Here is a 21,660-nt window from a genome sequence, read left to right as displayed (position 1 = left end):
TCGCGCCATGACCCTCGAAAGCCCAGCCTGGCTGGTCCCATCTTGGCTTGAGAATGGCGCGCCCCATGTCTGGCGGCCCTATTGTCAGATGAAGACCGCGCCGCGGCCGCTGCCGGTGGTGGCGACGCGGGGCTCGCGGTTGATCCTCGACGATGGGCGCGAGCTGGTCGATGGCCTGGCCTCGTGGTGGACGGCCTGCCACGGCTACAACCACCCGCACATCGCCGCCGCCGTCCGCGACCAACTGGAGCGCATGCCGCACATAATGTTCGGCGGCCTGGCGCATGAGCCGGCCTATCGCTTGGCCAGGCGGTTGGCCGATCTGCTCCCTGGCGATCTGAACCACGCCTTCTTCGCGGAGTCCGGCTCGGTGGCGGTCGAGATCGCCATGAAGATGGCGCTGCAGTTCCATATCAATCGCGGCGTCGGTGGCCGCACGCGGTTCCTGTCGTTCCGGGGCGGCTATCATGGCGATACCCTGGCGACCATGACAGTCTGCGATCCCGAGGAGGGCATGCACAGCCTGTTCGCTGGCGTCATGCCCAGCCAGGTGATCGCCGATTTGCCGGTGGACGCCGCCTCCGAAGCCGTCCTCGACGCCCTGCTGGCCCAGCGGAGCGGGGAGATCGCCGCGATCCTGACTGAGCCGCTGGTCCAGGGCGCGGGCGGCATGCTGTTCCACGACCCCGAAGTGCTGCGCCGCCTGCGCCGCCTGGCCGACAAGCATGGCGTGCTGCTGATCTTCGACGAGATCTTCACTGGCTTTGGCCGCACGGGAGAGCTCTTCGCCATGCAGGCAGCGGGGATCGAGCCGGACATCGTCACCCTGTCCAAGGCCTTGACCGGCGGGACCCTGCCGCTGTCGGTGGCTATCGCTTCGACCAAGGTGTTCAAGGCCTTCTGGTCCGACGACCCCGGCGCCGCCCTGATGCACGGGCCGACCTATATGGGCAACGCCCTGGCCTGCGCCGCCGCCAACGCCTCGCTCGACCTGTTCGAGGACGGCGCCTGGCGGGCCGACGTCGCGCGGGTCTCTGCGGCCCTGGCCGAGGGACTGGAGCCCTGCCGCACCGCGCCGGGCGTGGTCGACGTTCGGGTGCTGGGCGCGATCGGCGTGGTGGAGTTCGACCAGCCGGTGGCGGTCGGCGCCCTGTGCGAGGCCTTCGCCGCCGAGGGCGCCTGGATCCGGCCGATGGGAAAGGTCATCTATCTGACCCCGGCCTTCACAACGCCCGATGCCGACCTGGCGCTCCTCACCGCAGCAATCCGCAAGGTCGTGGGCGCCGGCGGGGTTGAAGGAAGCGGCGGGGTCTGATCCAAGCGGCGCCATGTCCTCCACCAGCCCCCAGAGCGGACCTCTTAGCGGCCTCGAGCGCCTGGCGATCCTGGCCATCATCCTGGTCTGGGGCCTGAACAACTGCGCCGCCAAGGTGGCGACGGCGGAGCTTCCGCCGATGATGGTCGGCGCGCTGCGGTTTGGCCTGGCTCTGGCCTTCCTGTTTCCGTTCCTCAAGCCGCCGTTCCCGTGGTCCCGGCGATTGGTGGCGATCTGCCTGCTGTCGGGACCAATCCATTTCGGCCTGATCTACATCGCCTTCGGCATGGCCAAGTCGCTGAGCCCACTGGTGGTGGCCACCCAACTGTGGATCCCATTCACGGCGCTGTTCGCCTGGAGGATGCTGGGCGAGAGCATGAGGCCGTTGGCGATCGCCGGCCTCGTCGTGGCCTTTGGCGGGGTGGCCTGGATGAGCCTGGACCCGCATGGCGCGGCCGACCTGCCGGCCATCGGCCTGTCCATTATCACCAGCGCCTGCTGGGCCCTGGCCACCGTGCTGGTGCGCCAGACTCCCGGCGCGCCGCCGCTGAAGGTCCAGGCCCTGACCGCCGCCATCGCCGCGCCGGTGCTGCTGGCGCTGTCGTTCGGCTTCGAGCCCCATGTGGTGGAGCGCGTCCAAGCCGCGACGCCCATCGCCTGGGCCTGCGTGGCCTTCGCCGGCGTCGTCTCGACCATCGGGGCCAGCGCCCTGCTGTTCTGGCTGGTCCAGCGCCGCGAGGCCGGGCGGGTGACGCCCTATTTCCTGCTGACGCCCTTGGTGTCGTGCACCATCGGCGTGGCGTTCATGGGCGACAGGCTGACGGCTCAGTTGGTGATCGGGGCCGCCGCGACCATGGCCGGCGTGGCGCTGGTGGCCCTGACAGCGAAGAAGGTGGTCCCGGCCGAGGGCGAGGCGACCTAGCAGCGCCGTGGAAGCGGACGGGGACGCGCGCCTGCGCGCGTCCCCGATCCCGTTAGCCCTACTTCACCACCCCGCACGCCACCCGCGCCCCGGCCCCGCCGATCGGCTGGGTCTTGTAGTCGTCCGGGCTGGCGTGGACGACGATGGACGAGCCGTCGGCGTCGAGCAGGGCCGGGCGGCCGCCGGCGCCGTTCAGCGACACCAGCGGCGAGAACAGCTCGGCGGTCGCCGAGCCGTCGGCCGTTGCGAACAGGTTGGGCAGGTCGCCGTTGTCGTTGCCGGCGGGGTTCAGCAGGCCGTGAACCACGGCGGTGGTCGTGTGGACATGAGCGCCGGCCGACTTGAAGTCGGGCGTCCCGCAGTCGCCCTTCTCGTGGAAGTGCAGGCCGTGCCAGCCCGGCGTCAGGCCCTTGGCCTCGATGCGCAGCAGCACGCCGTGCGGGGCCTCGGTCAGGGTGGCGGTTCCGAGCGTCTTGCCGTCGGCGCCCTTCAGCTCGGCGGTGGCGCCCTGAGCGATGGAAGCATGGGCCGCAGTCGCGGCGGCGATCAGGCCGAACGACAGGGCGAGGGCGGTCAAACGCATGGGAAACTCCTGGAAAGGACCCAAGGGACATGGGGGCTGGGGCCGCGAAGGTGGCGTCTTGATGATGGGAATGCTAACTGTTTCTGACGGTTCCGTGTTCGATTCTGACGGCGAAAAATCCCCTTGAGCGATGATCAAAACACTATCCCCGGCGCACCGGCTTCTCCGGCTGCCCGTGGGGACGTAATTCCCATCAATATCGAGGACGAACTGCGCCGTTCGTATCTCGACTATGCGATGAGCGTGATCGTCAGCCGAGCGTTGCCGGACGCGCGCGATGGCCTCAAGCCGGTTCACCGCCGCGTTCTGTTCTCGATGCACGAGCAGGGCCAGACGCCCGAGCGTTCGTACGTGAAATCGGCCCGGGTGGTCGGCGACGTGATGGGCAAGTATCACCCGCACGGCGACGCCTCGATCTACTTCACCCTCGTCCGCATGACTCAGTCGTTCTCGATGGGCCTGGTGCTGATCGACGGCCAGGGCAACTTCGGTTCGGTCGATGGCGATATGCCAGCGGCCATGCGCTACACCGAGTGCCGCATGGCGCCGCCGGCCATGTCGCTGCTGGCCGACCTCGACAAGAACACGGTCGACTTCCAGGACAATTACGACGGCAAGGAGCAGGAACCCGTCGTCCTGCCGTCGCGGATCCCCAACCTGCTGGTCAACGGCGCGGGCGGCATCGCCGTCGGCATGGCCACCAATATCCCGCCCCATAATCTGGGCGAGATCATCGACGCCTGCCTGCTGATGGTCGACGATCCCAACGTCACCACCGACCAACTGCTCGACATCGTTCCCGGCCCCGATTTCCCGACCGGCGGTGAGATCATCGGCCGGGCCGGTCCGCGCCAGGCGCTGCTGACCGGCCGCGGCTCGGTGATCATGCGCGGCCTGGCCACCGTGGAAGAGATCCGCGCCGGCCGTGAAGCCATCATCATCACCGCCATCCCCTACCAGGTGAACAAGGCCAATCTGGTCGAGTACATCGCCGAAATGGTGCGCGACAAGCGCATCGAGGGCGTGTCGGACATCCGTGACGAGTCCAATCGCGACGGCATGCGCATCGTCGTCGAGCTGAAGCGCGATGCCTCGGGCGAGGTGATCCTCAACCAGCTCTACCGCTTCACGGCGCTGCAAAGCTCGTTCGGCGTCAACATGCTGGCCCTGAACAGGGGGCGGCCCTCGCAGATGGGCTTGCGCGAACTGATCGAGATCTTCGTCAATTTCCGCGAAGAGGTCGTGGTTCGCCGCACCAAGTTCGAGCTGGGCAAGGCGCGCGATCGCGGCCACGTGTTGGTGGGCCTGACCATCGCCGTCGCCAATATCGACGAGTTCATCCACATCATCCGCTCGTCCAAGGATCCGACCGAGGCGCGCGAGCGCTTGGTGGCCAAGGCCTGGCCAGCCGGCGACATGCTGCCGCTGGTCGAGTTGATCGCCGACCCGCGCACCCTGCAGGACGAGGGCGGCCTGATCCGCCTGACCGACGAGCAGGCCCGCGCCATCCTGGCCCTGACCCTGTCTCGCCTGACCGGCCTGGGACGTGACGAGATCGGCGCCGAGGCCGCCACCCTGTCCGAAGCCATTCGGGACTACCTGGACCTGCTGTCGGACCGAGCCAACATCATGGCCGTGGTCCGCGAGGAACTGGTCGAGGTGCGCGAAAAGTTCGCCATCCCGCGCCGTTGCGTGATCGTCGACGGCGACGCCGACGTGGAGGACGAAGACCTGATCGTCCGCGAGGACATGGTCATCACCGTCACCCTGGGCGGCTACGTCAAGCGCACCCCGCTGGCCGCCTATCGCACCCAGCATCGCGGCGGCAAGGGCAAGTCGGGCATGGCCACCAAGACCGAGGACGCGGTCACCCGCGTGTTCTCGGCCTCGACCCATTCGCCGCTGCTGTTCTTCACCTCGGGCGGCAAGGTCTACAAGATGAAGGTCTGGCGCCTGCCGCAGGGCGTCGCCAACAGCCGGGGCAAGGCCTTCGTCAACCTGCTGCCGATCGAGCCAGGCGAGACCATCACCTCGATCCTGACCCTGCCCGAGGACGAGGCCACCTGGGACGGCCTGGACGTGATGTTCGCCACCCGCTCGGGCAGCGTGCGTCGCAACAAGCTCAGCGACTTCGTCGACGTTCGCCGCAACGGCAAGATCGCCATGAAGCTCGATGAAGGCGACGGCATCATTGGCGTGGCCGTCTGCGACAGCAGCAAGGACATCCTGCTCAACACCGCCGCCGGTCGCTGCATCCGCTTCTCGACCGACGAGGTGCGGGTGTTCGCCAGCCGCGACTCCACGGGCGTGCGCGGCGTGCGCCTGGCCAAGGACGACAGCGTCATCTCGATGAGCGTGCTGCGCAATGTCGACGCCACCCCGGCCGAACGTGCCGCCTATCTCAAGCACCAGCGCGCCATGGCCCGGGCGATGGGCGAGGAGGGCGACGAGGCTCCCGCGGCGGCTGAAGAGACCGAGGAAGACGTCGGCGAGGCCAGCCTGACCCCCGAACGCATCGCCGAATTGGGCGCGGCCGAGGAAATCCTGCTGACCATCTCCAGCGAAGGCTTCGGCAAGCGCACCAGCGCCTATGACTATCGCCGAACCGGTCGCGGCGGCCAGGGCCTGACGGCCCAGGACCTGTCCAAGCGCGGCGGCAAGCTGGTGGGCTCGTTCCCGGTTGACGAGACCGACCAGGTCCTGTTGGTCACCGACGCCGGCCAGCTGATCCGCGTGAAGGTTTCGCAAATTCGGGTTGCGGCGCGGAATACTCAAGGCGTAACCATCTTCCGCACGGCGAAGGATGAGCACGTCGTCAGCGTCGAGCGCCTGGCCGAAACCGGCGACGACGATGTGACGGGCGACGAAAACGCGACGGACCAGATCTCGTAGCGCGAAGAGGCGGGCCGGTGGTCCTGAGGGCAGGGGCCAACGGGCCAAAGGCCCAGAAGGTTAGGGGAAAGTATGCGGATCGGACTCTATCCGGGCACCTTTGACCCGGTCACCAACGGCCATCTCGACATCATCGGTCGGGCGGTCAAGCTGGTCGACAAGCTGGTGATCGGCGTGGCGGTTAACATCGGCAAGGGGCCGCTGTTTTCCCTCGAAGAACGGGTCGCCACGCTGGAGCGCGAAACCGCGCACCTGACGCGTATCGCGCAGATCGAGGTTCGGCCGTTCGACACCCTGCTGATGTATTTCGCCCGTGAGGTCGGGGCCCAGATGATCGTGCGGGGCCTGAGGGCCGTGGCCGACTTCGAATACGAATTCCAGATGACGGCGATGAACCAGCAGCTCGATCGCGAGATCGAGACCGTGTTCCTGATGGCCGACCCGCGCCACCAGGCGATCGCCTCGCGCCTGGTCAAGGAGATCGCGGCCCTGGGCGGCGACGTCCACAAGTTCGTCCCGCCGGGCGTGGCCGAGCAACTGTTGGCGAAGCTGGCGAAATAGGGCGGCGGGGCGTCTGGTGCTGGGGGCCGCGTTGGAGTCTGTTTTCGACCCTGTGCTCACCTTCAGAAGGTCAGCTTTTCGCAGATCGCCTCAAACAAGCTCCAGCAGGTTAGCGCCGGGCCTTCAGGACGATGATCGCTACGAAAACCACACCAACGGCGAGGGCAGCGTGAATGATGCCTTTTACATCGACTCCAAAGTGGCCCGGCTGTGCGCCTTGCAACAAAGTAAGGATAAGATAGGTGGCAACCGCGACGGTTGCGGCTACCGCTGCAGCCAAAGCCATCTTCAATAGAGCAGAGCTTTCCACTAAATTTCCCCGAAAATTGAGGTGCCGCTGCTAAAGTCGCTGCACGCTGTTGGAAGGCTACAACGCGCTCGCTTGCACCACCAGCCAGCGCCGGTCGAGTTCCTGCGTTCCACCCTCTGCAGACGTTTGAAACGTCTGCTTCCTGGCGACCGCCCGCATCCGCCCCGGATGCGGCCACGCCTTAAAGCCTTAATGGATGGGAACTCTGGCGTCTGACGATGTCAAGGACCGCCTCTGGCGGCCGCGTCGCGGCGGCGCTCCGCGCCGTCCTTGACATCGTCAGACGCCAGAGCAAGCTCGCCATCAAGGTTTCAAGGCGCAGCCTCGCCGTTGCGGGCGGTTGGGTAAGGGGCCCTAACTTCTTCCATTTCAGAACCGTCATCCCGGGCCTTGTGCCCGGGATGACGGTTGAAAGGTGGGTTGGAAAAGCGGGCTCGCGGGGATCGACGCCGCTCCATCCCCACAATCGCCCGATACAAAACCCAACAAAGTCAACGCCCTATAAAATAATCAGCGTCACGACCGCTGGCGCACCCACAACCGCCTCATACTAACCCCGTCTCCGTCGCGGAGGAGGGCGCTTGGTACCGACCCGAAGCGGCGATGGAGGTGGAACCGAGCGGGGCCGTGCAGGGCCACGCGCGAGGCAGGTGTGGGTTGTCGGAGAAATCCGCCGCCCATCAAAACCTCGCCGGGATCTGCGCGGGTCGACGGGGCCGGGAGTCAAACCGGTCTGTTCCAGGATCTGTCGGAGTCGCTGACGGCCCCTTCCGGGCGACTTTGATCCTGCCCGTCCGAGGGGGAACGACGATCGGGATGAAACAAGCCCTCAATCGCCGTCCCTCGAGACAAACGGTTTCGCGGAGCGGTCGGTCCACGCCGAAACGCAAACTCTAAACCCACGGTCATCCGGGCTTGGCCCGGCCGCTCCGCGCCTCCTCACCTTCTCAGCGGCCGTCCGCGTGAGACGGCGACGCCGTGCGCCGGAAACTCGCCGGAATCTTCGGCTCTAACCCGCTGCTACTTGTCGTTCGCGTCGCGGCGTTCTACGCCGTCAGCACCAGTCTTTCGGGGATATCCATGAAGCTAGCGTCCCTCGCCGCCGTCATGGCGCTTACTGCGGCTTCCGCCGCCAGCGCCCAAGCGGCTTCCGACTGGCGGACGCCCGATCCGGACAATGTGCTGGTGGTCGACACCAACAAGGGCCGGATCATCGTCGAGCTGGTCCCGGAGGCCGCCCCCGCCCACGTGGCGCGGGTGCGGGGGCTTGCCAAGGCGCATTTCTACGACGGCCTGACCTTCTTCCGGGTCCTCGACAGCTTCATGGACCAGACGGGCGATCCCAAGAACGACGGCACCGGCGGCTCGGACCAGCCGAACCTGACGGCCGAGTTCACCTTCCGGCGCGGCGCCGGTTACGCGCCGCAGGGCAAGGCCGGGCCGGCCGAGATCGGCTTCGTCGGGCCCTTGCCGGTCTGGAGCCAGAACAGCGCCCTGGCGGCCATGACCGCCGACGGCAAGGTGGCCGCCTGGGGCGCCTTCTGTCCCGGCGTGCTGGGCATGGCCCGGGCCGGCGATCCCGACAGCGCTAACAGCCAGTTCTTCTTCATGCGACAGACCAACGCCTCGCTGGACAAGACCTATACCGCCTTCGGCCGCGCCCTGAACGGGCTCGAGGCCATCCGCGCCATCAAGGTGGGCGAGCCGGTGGCCGCCCCGCAGGACAGCATGACCACCGTGCGCGTGCTGTCCGACATCCCCGCCGCCCAGCGGCCCAACGTCCAGGTGATGGACACCGCCGGCCCGGCCTTCAAGGCCCTTGTCGACAAGCGCCGTGTCGAACTGGGCGGGGCCTTTACCCCCTGCGACGTGACTATTCCGGTGCAGGTAAAATGATGCGCGCGCCGATCGCCGCCCTCGCGGTTCTGCTGGCCTTCGGTGCGGCCCAAGCCGCGCCGAAGGGGGCCGCGCCCAAGGTCGCGGCTCCGAAAGCCTCCGACTGGCGCACGCCGGCCGCCGACACCGTGGTGGTGATCGACACCACCAGGGGCCGGATCGTCCTCGAACTGATCCCCGAGGTCGCCCCCGTCCACGTGGCGCGCTTCCAGGAGCTGACCCGCGAAGGGGTCTATGACGGCCGCACCTTCTTCCGGGTCATCGACCGGTTCATGGCCCAGACTGGCGATCCGGACGATACGGGAGAGGGCAGCACGAAAAAGCCCAACCTCAAGGCCGAGTTCACCTTCCGCCGCGACGCCAAGACGCCCTTCTCCGTGGTGGCCGCGCCGGCCGGCACGGAGGTGGGGCTGCTCAGGTCGCTGCCCGTGGTCAGCCAGGCCGCGACCTGGTCCGACGCCACGCCCGACAAGAAGGTCTCGGCCTGGGGGACCTATTGCCCCGGCGTGGTTGGCGAAGCGCGCGACGAGGCGCCGGATTCGGCCAACAGCCAGTTCTTCCTGATGCGCCAGCCCTACCCGTCGCTCGACAAGCGCTACACCGCCTTTGGCCGGGTGCTGTCGGGCCTGGAGGTGGTGCTGGCTATCAAGACCGGAGAACCGGTCGCCAAGCCGCAGGACGCCATGCTGAAGGTGCGGCTGCTGTCGGACATCCCGGTGGCTGAGCGGCCCACCGTGCGCGTGGTCGACACCGCCAGCGCCTGGTTCAAGGGCGAGGTGGCCCGCAAGCGGGCCAGCCGGGGCGCGGACTTCTCGGTCTGCGACATCGACCTGCCGGCCGAGGTGAAATAGGACGAGGCGTCCGTGGATCGCATCCCGGCGGTTTCTTGTTTACATCGCACGGGCTAGAAGCTCTTTCGATTCTCCAACCCTTCTTTCAAGCCTCAAGGGATGACCATGTCGGCCGACCTCGAAAACACTCTGCTACTGACGCTCGAGACCGGGCCCGTCACGATCAAGCTGCGTCCCGACCTGGCTCCTGGCCACGTCGATCGCATCAAGGAACTGGTGCGCGAGGGCTTCTATGACGGCGTGGTGTTCCACCGCGTGATCCCCGGCTTCATGGCCCAGGGCGGCGACCCGACCGGCAGCGGCCGCGGCGGTTCGGCCAAGCCGGACATCAAGGCCGAATTCTCCAAGGAAGCCCACGTGCGCGGGATCTGCTCGATGGCCCGCACCCCCGATCCGAACTCGGCCAACAGCCAGTTCTTCATCTGCCTCGACGACGCCTCCTTCCTCGACAACCAGTACACCGTCTGGGGCCAGGTGGTCGAAGGCATGGAAAATGTCGACGCCCTGCCGACCGGCGAGCCACCGCGCACCCCCGGCAAGATCCTCAGCGCCAAGATCGGCTCCGACGCCTAGAGCATCGCGCGGAAAAGTGGCCACCGGTTTTCCGCAAAAGCGATGCGAAAACAAAAGCCTAGAGCAATCCGTGCGATTCCTATATCGCGCGGCTTGCTCTAGGACAACAAGGGCCCCGGGAAACTGGGGCCCTTTTCCTGGTTGGCGCCTAGCGCGTGAGCGTGGCGACCACAGGACGGTGATCCGAGCCTAGGGTTGGTCCACGTTCGACACTTACGGTCTTCCAGGCCTTCCCGGCATAGACGTGATCGATGGGAAAGACGGGGAAGGGCGCGGTGGCCACTCGCGAGAACGCCCCGCTGGGCCAACTGGCCAGCGCCCGCGTCCGCCGATCGAGACCCAAGGCCTTGTCCCGGCGGCGCAGGGTGAAAGACCAAGGCGTGGAATTGAAGTCGCCGGTCACGATCAGAGTGTCATGCGGAAACCGGGCCAACGCCTTCACCAGAGTATCCGTCTGATCTTGTTGCCGACCGGCGGGATAGGGCCACACGAAGTGCGCGCCCGCCACCGTGAAACCGCCGCCCGGATGGCTGAGCGTGGCCCAGGCGCCGGGAAGGCCGAACCCCGACTGTGCGTACTGCCCTGAGGCGGCGATTGGCCAGCGGCTGAAAATCCACGTGTCGCAGCCGTGCTTGGAGGGGCATTTCGTAGAGGCCGGATAGGCTTTGCGCAGACCGGACACCACGGGCCAGGCCCCGCCGCCGCCCTCTTCAAGCACCACCACATCGGCCTTCTGGGCCAGGAGCCAGGCGAGGGTCGTCTGGGGGTCTTCGTTCGACGCCCAGGCGTTGAACTGTATGATCTTCACGGTCGCACCGGCCTTGGCCGGGGCCATCGGCCGCCCTGCGCTCAACAGTTCGGGGATGATCAGCGCGCTGTTGCAGACGATTGCGACGGCCGCCAGGCCCAGGAAAACCTTGCGCTCGGCGTCGCGGGAGAAGGCCGTCGCCAGGGCCAGCGTCGCCAGGCCGCAGAGCAGCCACAAAGGCGCGAAATGGGTCAAGGCGTCCAGCCGGTCGCTGAACATGCCGCCCATGCAGGCCAGGCCAATGACCGCGCCGACTAGGCCGAACATCAGGGTGGTGCCGCGGATGAACAGGCTGGCGAGGTCGAGGATCAAGCGCATGATCGCGCCTTAGCATGGCCTTGTGACACGCGCCGCCGCTTAGTCGCCGCCGAAGTACATCAAGCTGACATTGCGGAATTGTTGGTCGCCCACCTGCAGGTCGCCCTTCAGGACGATCCGAGGCTCGCCAGGGTCCGCCCCCTTGGCGGCCTTCAGCGCGCCCAGGTCGAAGACGCCGGAGAAGGTGAGCTGGCCCAACTTCGGATCGGCGCCGTGGAAGCTGACGGCCTGTCCATCCACCCGGTAGGCCGTCGGCATCACGCGCAGCGAGACTGTGTGATAGGCCTGCCCCATCTCGTTGACGGCCGTCGGACTGGCGACATCCTCGAATTCCAGGAAGATCGGCGCGTAGGTGGCCGGGCGATGTCCAGACTCCCACTCGGCGAAGTCGCTGGCCTGGCCGATGTTCAGCGAGCTCAGTTTCAAGTTTCCGGATTGAACGACGGTGTCGGTGAAATAGTAGCCAAAAACGTCAAGCGCTGGATCGTGGGCGAAGGTCACGGGTTCCGGGATCGTTTTGGCCGGGGCGGCGGTCGGAGCGGCCGCGGTTTCAACCCGCTTGCTCTCGGTGGCCGGTTTGCAGGCGGCCAGCGCCAGGCAGGCGCTCAGGACGCAAAGGTGGCGCAAGGTGACGGTCATGCTTTCCCCGAGATGGTGTCGAACGCTCAGGATGGCGGCTTGGCGCGGGCTTTGTCCAATAAAGCCTCGCCCAGGCCGGAGTGTCTGCGCGCTTGACCTGACGCCCCTGTCGTGGCCTTGAAGCCGCCCCATGCGCCTGTCCGACTTCGACTTTCACCTGCCCGATGCAGCGATCGCCCTGCGGCCGGCCGAACCGCGGGATTCCGCGCGCTTGCTCGTGGTCAGGCCGGGCGAGAGCCTTGAGAACCGGATCGTTCGCGAATTACCCGACTTCCTGCGCCCCGGCGACGCCCTGGTGTTCAACGACACGCGGGTGATCCCGGCCCGGCTGATGGGCCTGCGGGCCGGGCGCGGCACCGGCGGCGGCGACGGATCTCCGGTGGCGGTCGAGGCGACGCTGCACCGCCGCGCGGCGCCCGATCGCTGGACCGCCTTCATGCGACCCGGCAAGCGGCTGAAGGCAGGCGACCGGATCGCCTTCGGCCACGACCATGACCGTGCTTGCCAGGCCGGCATGCTGGACGCCACCGTGGTCGCCAAGCACGACGGCGGCGAGATCGAGCTGGCCTTCGACTTCGCTGGCGTCGATCTGGACCTGGCCATCGCCGCCCACGGCGAGATGCCGCTGCCGCCCTATATCGCCGCCAAGCGGGCCGAGGACGACCGCGACCGGGCCGACTATCAAACGGTCTATGCCCGTGAGGACGGCTCGGTGGCCGCCCCGACCGCCGGCCTGCACTTCACCTCCGACCTGCTGGAGCGCCTGAAGGCCAGGGGCGTTGGCCTGCACTTCGTCACCCTGCACGTGGGGGCCGGCACCTTCCTGCCGGTCAAGACCGACGTGGTGGCTGAGCACAAGATGCACGCCGAATATGGCGAGGTTCCTGCCGCCGTCGCTGCGGCCTTGAACGCCGTCCGCGCCGCCGGCGGACGGATCGTCTGCGTGGGCACGACCAGCCTTCGCCTGTTGGAAAGCGCCACGAGCGAGGACGGCCTCGTGCGGCCGTTCGCCGCCGAGACCGCGATCTTCATTACCCCCGGCTATCGTTTCCGCGCCGCCGACGTGTTGATGACCAACTTCCACCTGCCCAAGTCGACCCTGTTCATGCTGGTCAGCGCCTTCGCGGGCCAGGCGAGGATGAAGGCGGCCTATGAGCACGCGATCGCCACCGGCTATCGCTTCTATTCCTATGGCGACGGAAGCCTGCTGTTCCGCGCTACAACACACAAGAATGGGCCCGAGCAAAGCTGATGGCCGCCTTTCCCTTCGAGATTTCCGCCACCGACGGCGCGGCCCGCACTGGGGTCCTGAAGACCCCGCGCGGCGACATCCGCACCCCGGCCTTCATGCCGGTGGGCACCGCCGCCACGGTCAAGGCCATGACCGTCGATCAGGTGAAGGACACCGGCGCCGACATCATCCTGGGCAACACCTACCACCTGATGCTGCGGCCCACCGCCGAGCGCATCCAGCGCCTGGGCGGCTTGCACAGGTTCATGCGCTGGGACAAGCCGATCCTCACCGACAGCGGCGGCTTCCAGGTGATGAGCCTGTCGGGGATCAGCAAGGTCACCGAGGAGGCCGTCACCTTCTCCAGCCATATCGACGGCTCCAAGCACGTGTTGAGCCCCGAGCGGTCGATGGAAATCCAGGCCGACCTGCTGGGCAGCGATATTGTCATGCAACTGGACGAATGCGTCGCCTGGCCGGCCGAGGAGAAGCGGGCCCGCGAGGGCATGGAGCTGTCGGCTCGCTGGGGCGCACGCTCCAAGGCGGCGTTCGGGACCCGCGACAGCCAGGTGCTGTTTGGCATCCAGCAGGGTTCGACCTTCCGCAACCTGCGCCAGGAGTCATCGCAACGTCTGCAGGAGATTGGCTTCGACGGCTACGCTTTGGGCGGGCTGGCGGTCGGGGAGGGTCATGAGGCCATGTGCGAGGTGCTCGACTATGCGCCGGCCATGCTGCCCGCCGACAAGCCGCGCTATCTGATGGGGGTCGGCAAGCCGATCGACTTGGTCGAGGCGGTCTATCGCGGCGTCGACATGTTCGACTGCGTGCTGCCCACCCGCTCGGGCCGCCACGGCCAGGCCTGGACCTGGGAGGGGCCGATCAACCTCAAGAACGCGCGCTTCGCCGAGGACGACACCCCGCTGGACGCCAACAGCGACTGCCCGGCCAGCCGCGACTATTCCAAGGCCTATCTGCGCCACCTGTTCAAGGCCGAGGAAATCCTGGGTCAGGTGCTGCTGTCCTGGCACAACATCGCCTTCTTCCAGGCCCTCACGGCCGCCATGCGCGAGGCGATCGCACAGGGGCGGTTCGAGGCGTTTCGGCGAGATTTCAAGGCGCGGCATCTGGGCGACCGTTAAGCAGACTCGTCAGGCGTCCGAGAATGTTTAGCTTTCTCAGACACCCGCCCTTGGGGTCAGCCCCGTCGCCGCGCTTGGCGGGCGTCCAAGAAACCTAAACACAGCTGGACCTTGGCTCCGTTACAGAAACCGGACGTTCCAGAGCCTCCGTCAATCTACCAGATCTTGTAGATCGGCCTTTTCTTCTTCTTGGCCGGCGGCTCAGGCGGCGCCTGCGGTGCGTCGACCAGCGGCGCCTCGGCGTCCTTGGGCTCCGCCGCGGGGGCGTCGATCACAGGGGCGTCCTTCATCCACGGGAAGCGCTTTTCCTCGATGGGCGCGGCGGGCTTGGCCAGGTGCTGGGGCGTGGCCGGCGGATTGCAGCCGCGAGATTCACCCAGGCCCTTCAGATAGGCCCGGCGCACCGCGCCTGACGCGATAGCGGACTGCACCAATTGGTCGTGCTTTTCCGCGCCGCTCAACTTTCGGACCCAGCCGCGCATCGGGATCAGGTCCTGGGCGGCGCTGGCCATGGCGCCCAGGGCCGCCGAACCCGCCATGCGCTTGCCGCGATCCATCAGATCCTCGTTGCCGTCGGCCGGCTTGCGGTCCAGGTCTTCGCCGAGCGCCAGGTCCAGCGGCGCGACCATGGCGATCAGGGTGTCGCAGGTGATCTTCGCGCCGGGCGGCCGGGCATAGGCGTCGGCCATGGCCTCCAGCAACACCGGCGGGATCTTGGTGCGCAGCAGGTTCATGTCGCGCAGCGGCGCACTGGCCGCCCCCTCGAAGCCGGCCTTGTTGGCGTCGGAGGTGGTCTGGATCTTCGTTGGCGCCGCCGGCGGCGGCTCGCTTCGGCTCGCGCAGGCGGCCAGGATCGGAAGGGTGGCGGCGATAAGCAACAGTCTGCGCATGGGCTGACCCTAGCGCGCGGCGGGCGCGTTCGTCATCCGTCTCTTATCTATCAAAGCGCGCTTGCGGCTCAGGCGGGCGCCGACTATGTTCCGCGCCGCTTCCACCGGCCTCCCGCCGCGTCGATGCGGGCCGGTAGCTCAGTGGTAGAGCATTCGACTTTTAATCGAATGGTCGTGGGTTCGAACCCCACCCGGCCTACCAAAATCTGCTTGAAATGATTGGCTAAAGTCACCGCCTGGGCGGAGCGCTCGCGGGCGACGGCGGCCTGGCCGGCGCGCCGCCTCCTGATTGTTTCCGAGCGTCAGGCCCGTTGAAGGTTTGTGCGACGCAGGTCGGAGCTCCGAATCGCGTTGCCGGCAAAACGTGCGAAAATCTCCGTACAGCGCAGTTCGTGGCGACACCGAAAGTTGAATGGTCTAGCACTAGCTGTGGGGCAGTCGGGAGTAGGCGTTTGGCGGCGGGGGCAGGGGTTTCGCAGGGCGTATCCGCGCCTGTCTCGCAGCATGCGCCCGACGACTTCGCGCGCGCCCACGCCGCGTTGCTGCACGACAGAGACCTGCAGTTTTCTCCGACCCTCGTGAAGCCGCCGCACGTGCCCGAATGGATGGCCGCCGTCGGCGAGTTCCTGGCGGCGGTCGCGCCCGCTCTGGTCTATGTTTTCTGGGGCCTGCTGATCGTCGGGGCGGCTGTAATCCTGTTCTTCCTGGCGCGGGAGCTGATCGCCACCCGCTGGCCTTCGATCAAGCCCGGCAAGGGGCCAATCCTCGGCGCCGAGGACTGGAGGCCCAGCATCGCCAAGGCCCGCACCTTGCTAGAGGACGCCGATCGCCTGGCCGCCGCCGGCCGCTTCGCCGAGGCCGTCCACCTGATCCTGTTTCGCAGCATCGAGGACATCGAGGCCAAGCGCCCGGACCTGATCCGGCCCGCCTTGACCAGTCGCGACATCGCCGGATTGGACGGCGTGCCCCAAGCGGTGCGCCGCACCTTCAGCCAGATCGCCCGCGTGGTCGAACAGAGCTTCTTTGGCGGTCGGCCGGTCGGGGCCGACGGGTTCGCGGCCTGCCGCAAGGCCTATGAGGGCTTTGCCTTCGCGGAGGCCTGGCGATGAGCGACGCGAGCCTGGAGGGGCCCATCGCGGCGGACGGTGGCGTGCTATTCTCGCCCAAGGTGGTGCTGGGTATGATCCTGGCCGGGGTGTTCGCCTTCTCGACCTTCGCGGTGCTGTCGACCTATGCGCCGGATCTGCAGTCGGGTGACAACGGCCAGGGCCATGCGCTGTCAAAATCGGCGGTAGGCTATGCCGGCTTGGTCCAACTGCTGCGCGCGCGGGGGGATCCGGTGATTGTCAGCCGCCGGAATTTGAGCGGCGAGGAGCCGTCCCTGGTCGTGTTCACGCCCAATATGGGCGGTTCGCGCGACGCCTATCAGAAGGCCCAGCTGTCGTCCCGCACCCTGGTCGTCTTGCCCAAGTGGGGCGCGCCGCCGGATCCCCGTCATCCGGGCTGGGTGGGCGCCTTGGACCTGGCGCCGGACGCCATCATGGCCGACGCGCTGAAGGTGGTCGGCATTCCCAAGGCCGCGCTCGCGGCGCGAAAAGGGCTCGCTAACGCCCGGCTGGTCGGGGTGGCGGGCACGGTGGCGGAGGGCCTTGTGCTGGAGACAGGGCCGATCCGGGATCTCCGCGCCGTCTCTGGTCCCGGCCTTCAGCCCGTGATCGTCGACGCCCAGGGTCGCGCCATCTTGGCCCGGCGTCTGCCGACCGATACCTATTTCCTGGCCGATCCGGACCTGCTCAACACCATGGGCATGAAGGATATCCGCACCGCTCGCAGCGGCGTGGCGATCCTGGACACCCTGCGCAAACCTCAGGGCTCGATGGCCTTCGACGTAACGCTGAACGGCTTCACCCGCTCGCGCACCGCGCTCAAGCTGGCGTTCGAGCCGCCGCTGGTCGGCGCGACCCTGTGCCTGGTGGCCGCCGCCCTGTTGATGGGGCTGCACGCCGCCGCCCGGTTCCGCGCCGTCCGGCGCGGCGAGCGCGCCCTGGCCCTGGGCAAGGGCGCCCTCATCGACAATTCTGCAGGCCTGATCCGGATGGCCAAGCGTGAGCCGGCCATGGCCCCGCGCTATGCCGAGCTGCAGCGGGCCGCCGCCGTTCGCGCCATGGGCGGCTCGCGCCTGAGCGGCCAGGCCCTCACCGACTTTCTGGACCGCCAGGGGTCGCGCTTCGCCGCGACCGACAGCGTCTCGAGCCTGGATAACGAGACCCGGGCGGTACGTTCCCCCGGCGACCTGATGAAGGTCGCCGCCAAATGGTATCAGTGGAGACTGGAGATGACCCGTGAACGTCGCTGAGGTGCAGGCGCTCGCCGGCAAGATCCGAGCCGAGACGGCCAAGGCCGTGGTCGGCCAGAACGACACCATCGACCTGATGCTGACGGCCCTGTTCGCCGGCGGCCACGTGCTGCTGGAAGGTCCGCCCGGCACGGCCAAGACCTTCCTGGCCCAGTGCTTCGCCCAAGCGGTGAACCTGCAGTTCGGGCGTATCCAGTTCACGCCCGACCTGATGCCGGGCGACATTCTGGGCGCCAATCTGTTCAACTTCCAGACCAGCGCCTTCACCTTGGTCAAGGGGCCGATCTTCTGCGAGCTGCTGCTGGCCGACGAAATCAACCGCACCCCGCCCAAGACCCAGGCGGCGCTGCTGGAAGCCATGCAGGAGCGCAACGTCACCCTGGACGGCGTCCGACACCCGCTGAGCGACCGCTTCATGGTGGTGGCCACCCAAAACCCGCTGGAGCAGCAGGGCACCTATCCGCTGCCCGAGGCCCAGCTGGACCGCTTTCTGTTCAAGCACGTCCTGGCCTATCCCAGCCTGGCCGAGGAGACGGCCATCGTCTCCACCCATGGCAGCCGCACCGGCCAGCCGTCGCCAGAGGGGTTCGGCGTTAATCCAGCTGGTGACAGCGCGACGATCGCCGAAGCCGTCGCGGCGGTGGCGACCGTGCGCCTGACCGACGACATCGTCCGCTACATCGTCGGGGTGGTGCGGGCGACCCGCGACACTGGCGAGCTGTCGGGCGGCGCCTCGCCACGCTGCGCCGCCATGCTGGCGGTGGCCTCCCGGGCCCGCGCGGCGCTGGAAGGCCGCGACTATGTGATCCCCGACGACGTCAAGGCCCTGGCCCTGCCGGCCCTGCGCCACCGGGTGATCCTGTCCCCGGCCGCCGAGATCGAGGGCCGCAAGGTCGATGACGTGGTGCGCGGCCTGGTCGACCAGGTCGAGGCCCCGCGGTGAGCCGGGTGGAATAGGACCAGGCCTTGCGGACCTATCCCACCGCCAGAGCGATCCTGCTGATGGTCCTGGGCGCGCCCCTGGCCCTGATGCTGGCGCTCGTCTCGGCGCGGCTATGGTTGCTGGGCCCCGCCTGGATCGCGTTGGTCGCGGCGCTGCTGTTCATCGACGCCCTGCTGGCCCCCGGCCGCCGGAAGATGCAGCTGACCCTGACCGCGCCCGCGTCGCTGGCCAGCGGCGCGACCCAGCAGGCTCTGTTCCAGGCGGTGTTTCCGCGCGGCGTGGCGCCGTTCAGCGTGGAGTTCGCCGTCGATCTGAATGACCGGCTGGAAGCCTCGCCGGCCCACGGGCGGGCTCGGGTGCGCGATCGCCAGGCCGGCCTGCGCTTCGACCTGACGGCGACCCGGCGCGGGGAAGGGATCGTCCATCGCCTCTCGGCCCGTTGGCGGGGCCCGCTGGGCCTGATGTGGAAACAGCGCGACGACCGGCTGGAACGGGTGATCCCGGTCACCCTCGACATCGCGGGGATCAAGGAAGAGGCCCTGCGCCTGTTCTCCCGCGAGGCCTCGATCGGCCATCGCCTGCAACTGGACCTGGGCGGCGGCAGCGACTTCCACGCCCTGACCGATTTTCGGCCCGGCATGAACCGCCGGGCGATCGACTGGAAGCAGTCGGCCCGGCACGGGGCCTTGCTGGCCAAGGAATTCCACGTCGAGCGTAACCACCACATCGTCGCCGCCATCGACACCGGGCGGCTGATGAGCCAGCCCTTGCTGGGGCGGCCGCGCCTGGACCACGCGCTCAACGCCACCCTGCTGCTGGCCTATGTGGGCCTGAAGATGGGCGACAAGGTCGGACTCTTCGGCTTCGACGCCCGGCCCAATGTAATCAGCGGCGTGACCTCCGGCCCCAACGCCTTTCCGGCCCTGCAACGCCTGGCCTCGGCGATCGACTATTCGGCCGAGGAGACCAACTACACCCTGGGCCTGACCCAGCTGGCGGGCCAGCTCAGCCGCCGCTCGCTGATCGTGGTGTTCACCGACATCGCCGATTCCACCAGCGCGGAGCTGATGCTGGAAAATGTCGGCCGCCTGTTGCGCCAACATCTGGTGCTGTTCGTGATGATGCGCGATGAGGAGCTGGAGGCCATCGAGCGCAAGCCGCCAGAGAGCCCCGACGACGTGTCCAGCGCCGTCGTCGCCGCGTCGCTGATGCGCGAGCGCGAGCTGGTGGTCGGCCGCCTGCGCCGCATGGGCGTCGAGATCGTCGAGGCCCCCGCCGACCAGGTCGGCCCGGCCCTGTTGGCCAGCTATCTGGACCTCAAGCGTCGGGATCTACTGTGATGGAACAGCTGCAGCTGAAAAGCTCCCGCTTCCGCGCCGAGCGCGAGGACGACTGGCGGCGGCTGGAAAAGCTGCTGGCCAAGGTCGGCAAGGGTTCGGCCCGGGCGCTGAGCGACGAGGAACTTTTGGCCATGCCGGTGCTCTATCGCCAGGCTCTGTCGTCGCTGTCGGTGGCCCGCGCCACCTCGCTGGACCAGAGCCTGGTCGACTATCTGGAAAGCCTCAGCACCCGGGCCTATTTCTTCGTCTACGGCACGCGCTCCAGCTTGGTGGAGCGGCTCAGCGGCTTTTTTGCGCGCGAGTGGCCGGCGGCCGCCAAGGCCCTGTGGCGCGAGACCCTGTTCAGTTTTGCCCTGACCCTGATCGGCGTTGCAGCGGCCTATTATCTGACCATGCACGACACCGAGTGGTTCCACGCCTTCGTGCCCGAGAGCCTGGCCGGCGGGCGCGGTCCGGCGGCCACGACCGAGGCGATGCGGGCCACCCTCTATGACAAGGGCGGCGACCATTCGGGCCTGTCGGTATTCGCCGCCTTCCTGTTCACCCACAATTCCGGCGTGGCGATCTTCGCCTTCGCACTTGGGTTCGCCTTCTGCCTGCCGACCGCCATGCTGATGACCTATAACGGCGCCATGCTCGGCGCCTTCCTGGCCGCCTTCATGATGCGCGGCCTGGGCTTCGAGGCCGGCGGCTGGTTGGCCATCCATGGCGTGACCGAGATCTCGGCGGTCATCCTGGCCGGGGCTGCCGGCCTGCGGATCGGCTGGACCCTGGCCTTCCCCGGCGACCAGAGCCGACCCGCTGCGATGGCGCAGGCGGGCCGCCAATCGGCCACCTTGATGGCCGGGGTGGTGGTGATGCTGTTCTGCGCCGGCATCTTGGAAGGCGTGGGGCGGCAGGTGATCCAGAACGACTTTGCCCGCTATGGCATAGCCCTGGCGACCCTGATCCTTTGGCCGGCCTATCTCTACCTGCCGCGCCGCAGAAAGGCCGGGTCGTGAAGCTCAAGCGCGCGAAAAAGGCCCCCACCACCGTAGTCGCGTCGCCAGGCGACCTGTCGGCGCACCACGCGCGGCGGTCGCGGTCGCTGGTGACGCCGGAGGGCGTGGACCTGCACCTGCGACTGGGCGACGCCGGCGAACGGGCCGCGGCCCTGCTGATCGACCTGGCGATCATCGTGGGCGTGTTGATCGCCTTCAGCCTGCTGACCCTGCTGGCCTTTTTCGGAGCGAAGGGCAAGGGCGGCGACGTCATAGCCACGGTTTGGATGCTGGTGTTCTTCGTGCTGCGGAACCTCTATTTCGTCATCTTCGAGCTGACGCCGGGGGCCGCGACGCCGGGCAAGCGGGCGATGGGCCTGCGGGTGGCGGCGCGCAACGGCGGACGCCTGACAGCCGACGCGATCTTCGCCCGTAACGCCATGCGCGAGATCGAGCTGTATCTGCCGCTGAGCTTCCTGATCGTCAACAACAGCCAGGTCGGCGCCTGGATCAGCCTGGCGGGCCTGCTCTGGTGCGGGGTTTTCCTGCTGTTCCCGCTGTTCAACCGCGATCGCTTGCGCGTGGGCGACCTGGTGGCTGGAACCTGGGTGGTCAAGGCCCCGCGCCGCAAGCTTGTCCCGGACCTGGCGCGGACTTCGCGCCCGTCACCCGGACGCTTCGCCTTCACTCAGGCGCAGCTCGACGCCTATGGGGTCAAGGAACTGCACGTGCTCGAGGATGTGCTGCGCCGCTACGAGACCAAGACCATCGCCCTGGTGGCCGCCCGCATCCGCCTGAAAATCGGCTGGAAGGTCGCCCCCGAAGAGTCGGACGGCGACTTCCTGGCCGCCTATTACGCGGCCCTGCGCGGGCGGCTGGAGTCGCGGCTGCTGCTGGGCAAGCGCCGCAAGGACAAGCACGACCAGTCTTAGCCGTGGATCGGCTGGGGACACACACTCATGCCTCGCCTTGCGCCAAGATCACAACGGTCGTGGGATGACTGTCTGTCCCCAACTTCGCACGCTGTTTTGGGCTAGGCTGCTGATCTTGCTGAGCTAAATCTTTATCCCCAGCAGTCACTCCCGGCGCCCGTATCCTCATCTCACCTCGTCG

Annotated in this window: 19 protein-coding genes and 1 tRNA gene; 16 read left to right on the top strand and 4 right to left on the bottom strand. The window is 67.5% G+C overall.

The window, feature by feature from the left end:
- The first annotated feature begins 7 nt into the window (after positions 1-7).
- Both ACP696_RS05915 and ACP696_RS05910 read left to right on the top strand, forming a co-directional pair.
- Positions 8-1,315, top strand: coding sequence for an adenosylmethionine--8-amino-7-oxononanoate transaminase (locus ACP696_RS05915; RefSeq protein ID WP_426012085.1), 1,308 nt, complete (start codon positions 8-10; stop codon positions 1,313-1,315).
- Positions 1,316-1,328: 13 nt separating this feature from the next.
- A complete protein-coding gene (locus tag ACP696_RS05910; RefSeq protein WP_426030592.1) occupies positions 1,329-2,237 on the top strand; it encodes a DMT family transporter in 909 nt (302 codons plus the stop codon).
- A 58-nt stretch (positions 2,238-2,295) separates the two neighbouring features.
- On the opposite strand, the gene sodC is transcribed toward ACP696_RS05910, so the two are convergent.
- Positions 2,296-2,820, bottom strand: a complete 525-nt coding sequence (gene sodC / locus ACP696_RS05905; RefSeq protein WP_426043543.1) for a superoxide dismutase[Cu-Zn] — start codon at positions 2,818-2,820, stop codon at positions 2,296-2,298.
- Between the two features lie 123 nt (positions 2,821-2,943).
- Here sodC and gyrA point away from each other — a divergent pair, with 123 nt between their 5' ends.
- The 5 genes from gyrA to ACP696_RS05880 all read left to right on the top strand — a co-directional run bounded on the left by gyrA (position 2,944) and on the right by ACP696_RS05880 (position 9,903).
- Positions 2,944-5,712, top strand: coding sequence for a DNA gyrase subunit A (gene gyrA, locus ACP696_RS05900; protein ID WP_426043542.1), 2,769 nt, complete (start codon positions 2,944-2,946; stop codon positions 5,710-5,712).
- Between the two features lie 72 nt (positions 5,713-5,784).
- Complete coding sequence (gene coaD / locus ACP696_RS05895) at positions 5,785-6,273, top strand: pantetheine-phosphate adenylyltransferase (RefSeq protein ID WP_426012077.1); 489 nt, start codon at positions 5,785-5,787, stop codon at positions 6,271-6,273.
- A gap of 1,390 nt (positions 6,274-7,663) precedes the next feature.
- The gene (locus tag ACP696_RS05890; RefSeq protein ID WP_426043541.1) at positions 7,664-8,479 is read left to right on the top strand and encodes a peptidylprolyl isomerase; all 816 of its coding nucleotides are present in this window, start codon (positions 7,664-7,666) and stop codon (positions 8,477-8,479) included.
- Positions 8,476-9,330 (top strand): peptidylprolyl isomerase, encoded by an 855-nt coding sequence (locus ACP696_RS05885; RefSeq protein WP_426012071.1) that lies wholly within the window; start codon positions 8,476-8,478, stop codon positions 9,328-9,330. Before ACP696_RS05890 ends, ACP696_RS05885 begins: the two co-directional genes overlap by 4 nt.
- A 105-nt stretch (positions 9,331-9,435) precedes the next feature.
- Complete coding sequence (locus ACP696_RS05880; protein ID WP_426012070.1) at positions 9,436-9,903, top strand: peptidylprolyl isomerase; 468 nt, start codon at positions 9,436-9,438, stop codon at positions 9,901-9,903.
- Positions 9,904-10,051: 148 nt separating this feature from the next.
- Here the strand turns inward: ACP696_RS05880 and ACP696_RS05875 are convergent, their stop codons facing one another.
- Together ACP696_RS05875 and ACP696_RS05870 are read right to left on the bottom strand one after the other, a co-directional pair.
- Positions 10,052-11,029, bottom strand: coding sequence for an endonuclease/exonuclease/phosphatase family protein (locus ACP696_RS05875; RefSeq protein ID WP_426012068.1), 978 nt, complete (start codon positions 11,027-11,029; stop codon positions 10,052-10,054).
- A 39-nt stretch (positions 11,030-11,068) separates the two neighbouring features.
- On the bottom strand, positions 11,069-11,668 hold the full coding sequence (locus tag ACP696_RS05870; protein WP_426012067.1) for a hypothetical protein: 600 nt from the start codon (positions 11,666-11,668) through the stop codon (positions 11,069-11,071).
- 130 nt (positions 11,669-11,798) lie between these two features.
- On the opposite strand from ACP696_RS05870, the gene queA reads away from it, so the two are divergent.
- Positions 11,799-12,920 carry a tRNA preQ1(34) S-adenosylmethionine ribosyltransferase-isomerase QueA gene (gene queA, locus ACP696_RS05865; RefSeq protein ID WP_426012065.1) on the top strand — a complete coding sequence of 374 codons (1,122 nt, stop codon included), beginning with the start codon at positions 11,799-11,801 and terminating at the stop codon, positions 12,918-12,920.
- Positions 12,920-14,038 carry a tRNA guanosine(34) transglycosylase Tgt gene (gene tgt / locus ACP696_RS05860; RefSeq protein ID WP_426012063.1) on the top strand — a complete coding sequence of 373 codons (1,119 nt, stop codon included), beginning with the start codon at positions 12,920-12,922 and terminating at the stop codon, positions 14,036-14,038. Before queA ends, tgt begins: the two co-directional genes overlap by 1 nt.
- A gap of 155 nt (positions 14,039-14,193) precedes the next feature.
- Here tgt and ACP696_RS05855 read toward each other — a convergent pair whose 3' ends face one another.
- Positions 14,194-14,928, bottom strand: a complete 735-nt coding sequence (locus ACP696_RS05855) for a hypothetical protein (protein WP_426012062.1) — start codon at positions 14,926-14,928, stop codon at positions 14,194-14,196.
- A 127-nt stretch (positions 14,929-15,055) separates the two neighbouring features.
- Here ACP696_RS05855 and ACP696_RS05850 point away from each other — a divergent pair.
- The 7 genes from ACP696_RS05850 to ACP696_RS05820 all read left to right on the top strand — a co-directional run bounded on the left by ACP696_RS05850 (position 15,056) and on the right by ACP696_RS05820 (position 21,479).
- Positions 15,056-15,130, top strand: a tRNA-Lys gene (locus ACP696_RS05850).
- Between the two features lie 250 nt (positions 15,131-15,380).
- Positions 15,381-16,037, top strand: a complete 657-nt coding sequence (locus ACP696_RS05845; protein WP_426012060.1) for a hypothetical protein — start codon at positions 15,381-15,383, stop codon at positions 16,035-16,037.
- Complete coding sequence (locus tag ACP696_RS05840) at positions 16,034-17,284, top strand: hypothetical protein (protein ID WP_426043540.1); 1,251 nt, start codon at positions 16,034-16,036, stop codon at positions 17,282-17,284. Before ACP696_RS05845 ends, ACP696_RS05840 begins: the two co-directional genes overlap by 4 nt.
- Entirely contained in the window at positions 17,271-18,227 is a 957-nt protein-coding gene (locus ACP696_RS05835) for an AAA family ATPase (protein ID WP_426012056.1), read from the top strand. The genes ACP696_RS05840 and ACP696_RS05835 overlap by 14 nt, the downstream gene beginning before the upstream one ends.
- Before the next feature lie 23 nt (positions 18,228-18,250).
- The gene (locus tag ACP696_RS05830) at positions 18,251-19,567 is read left to right on the top strand and encodes a DUF58 domain-containing protein (protein WP_426012054.1); all 1,317 of its coding nucleotides are present in this window, start codon (positions 18,251-18,253) and stop codon (positions 19,565-19,567) included.
- Positions 19,567-20,568 (top strand): stage II sporulation protein M, encoded by a 1,002-nt coding sequence (locus tag ACP696_RS05825; protein WP_426012052.1) that lies wholly within the window; start codon positions 19,567-19,569, stop codon positions 20,566-20,568. Before ACP696_RS05830 ends, ACP696_RS05825 begins: the two co-directional genes overlap by 1 nt.
- On the top strand, positions 20,565-21,479 hold the full coding sequence (locus ACP696_RS05820; RefSeq protein WP_426043539.1) for an RDD family protein: 915 nt from the start codon (positions 20,565-20,567) through the stop codon (positions 21,477-21,479). The genes ACP696_RS05825 and ACP696_RS05820 overlap by 4 nt, the downstream gene beginning before the upstream one ends.
- Positions 21,480-21,660 lie beyond the last annotated feature (181 nt).

Source organism: Caulobacter sp. DWR3-1-2, assembly GCF_049896225.1.
GTDB lineage: Bacteria > Pseudomonadota > Alphaproteobacteria > Caulobacterales > Caulobacteraceae > Caulobacter.
This window is presented reverse-complemented; position numbering and strand designations above follow the sequence as displayed.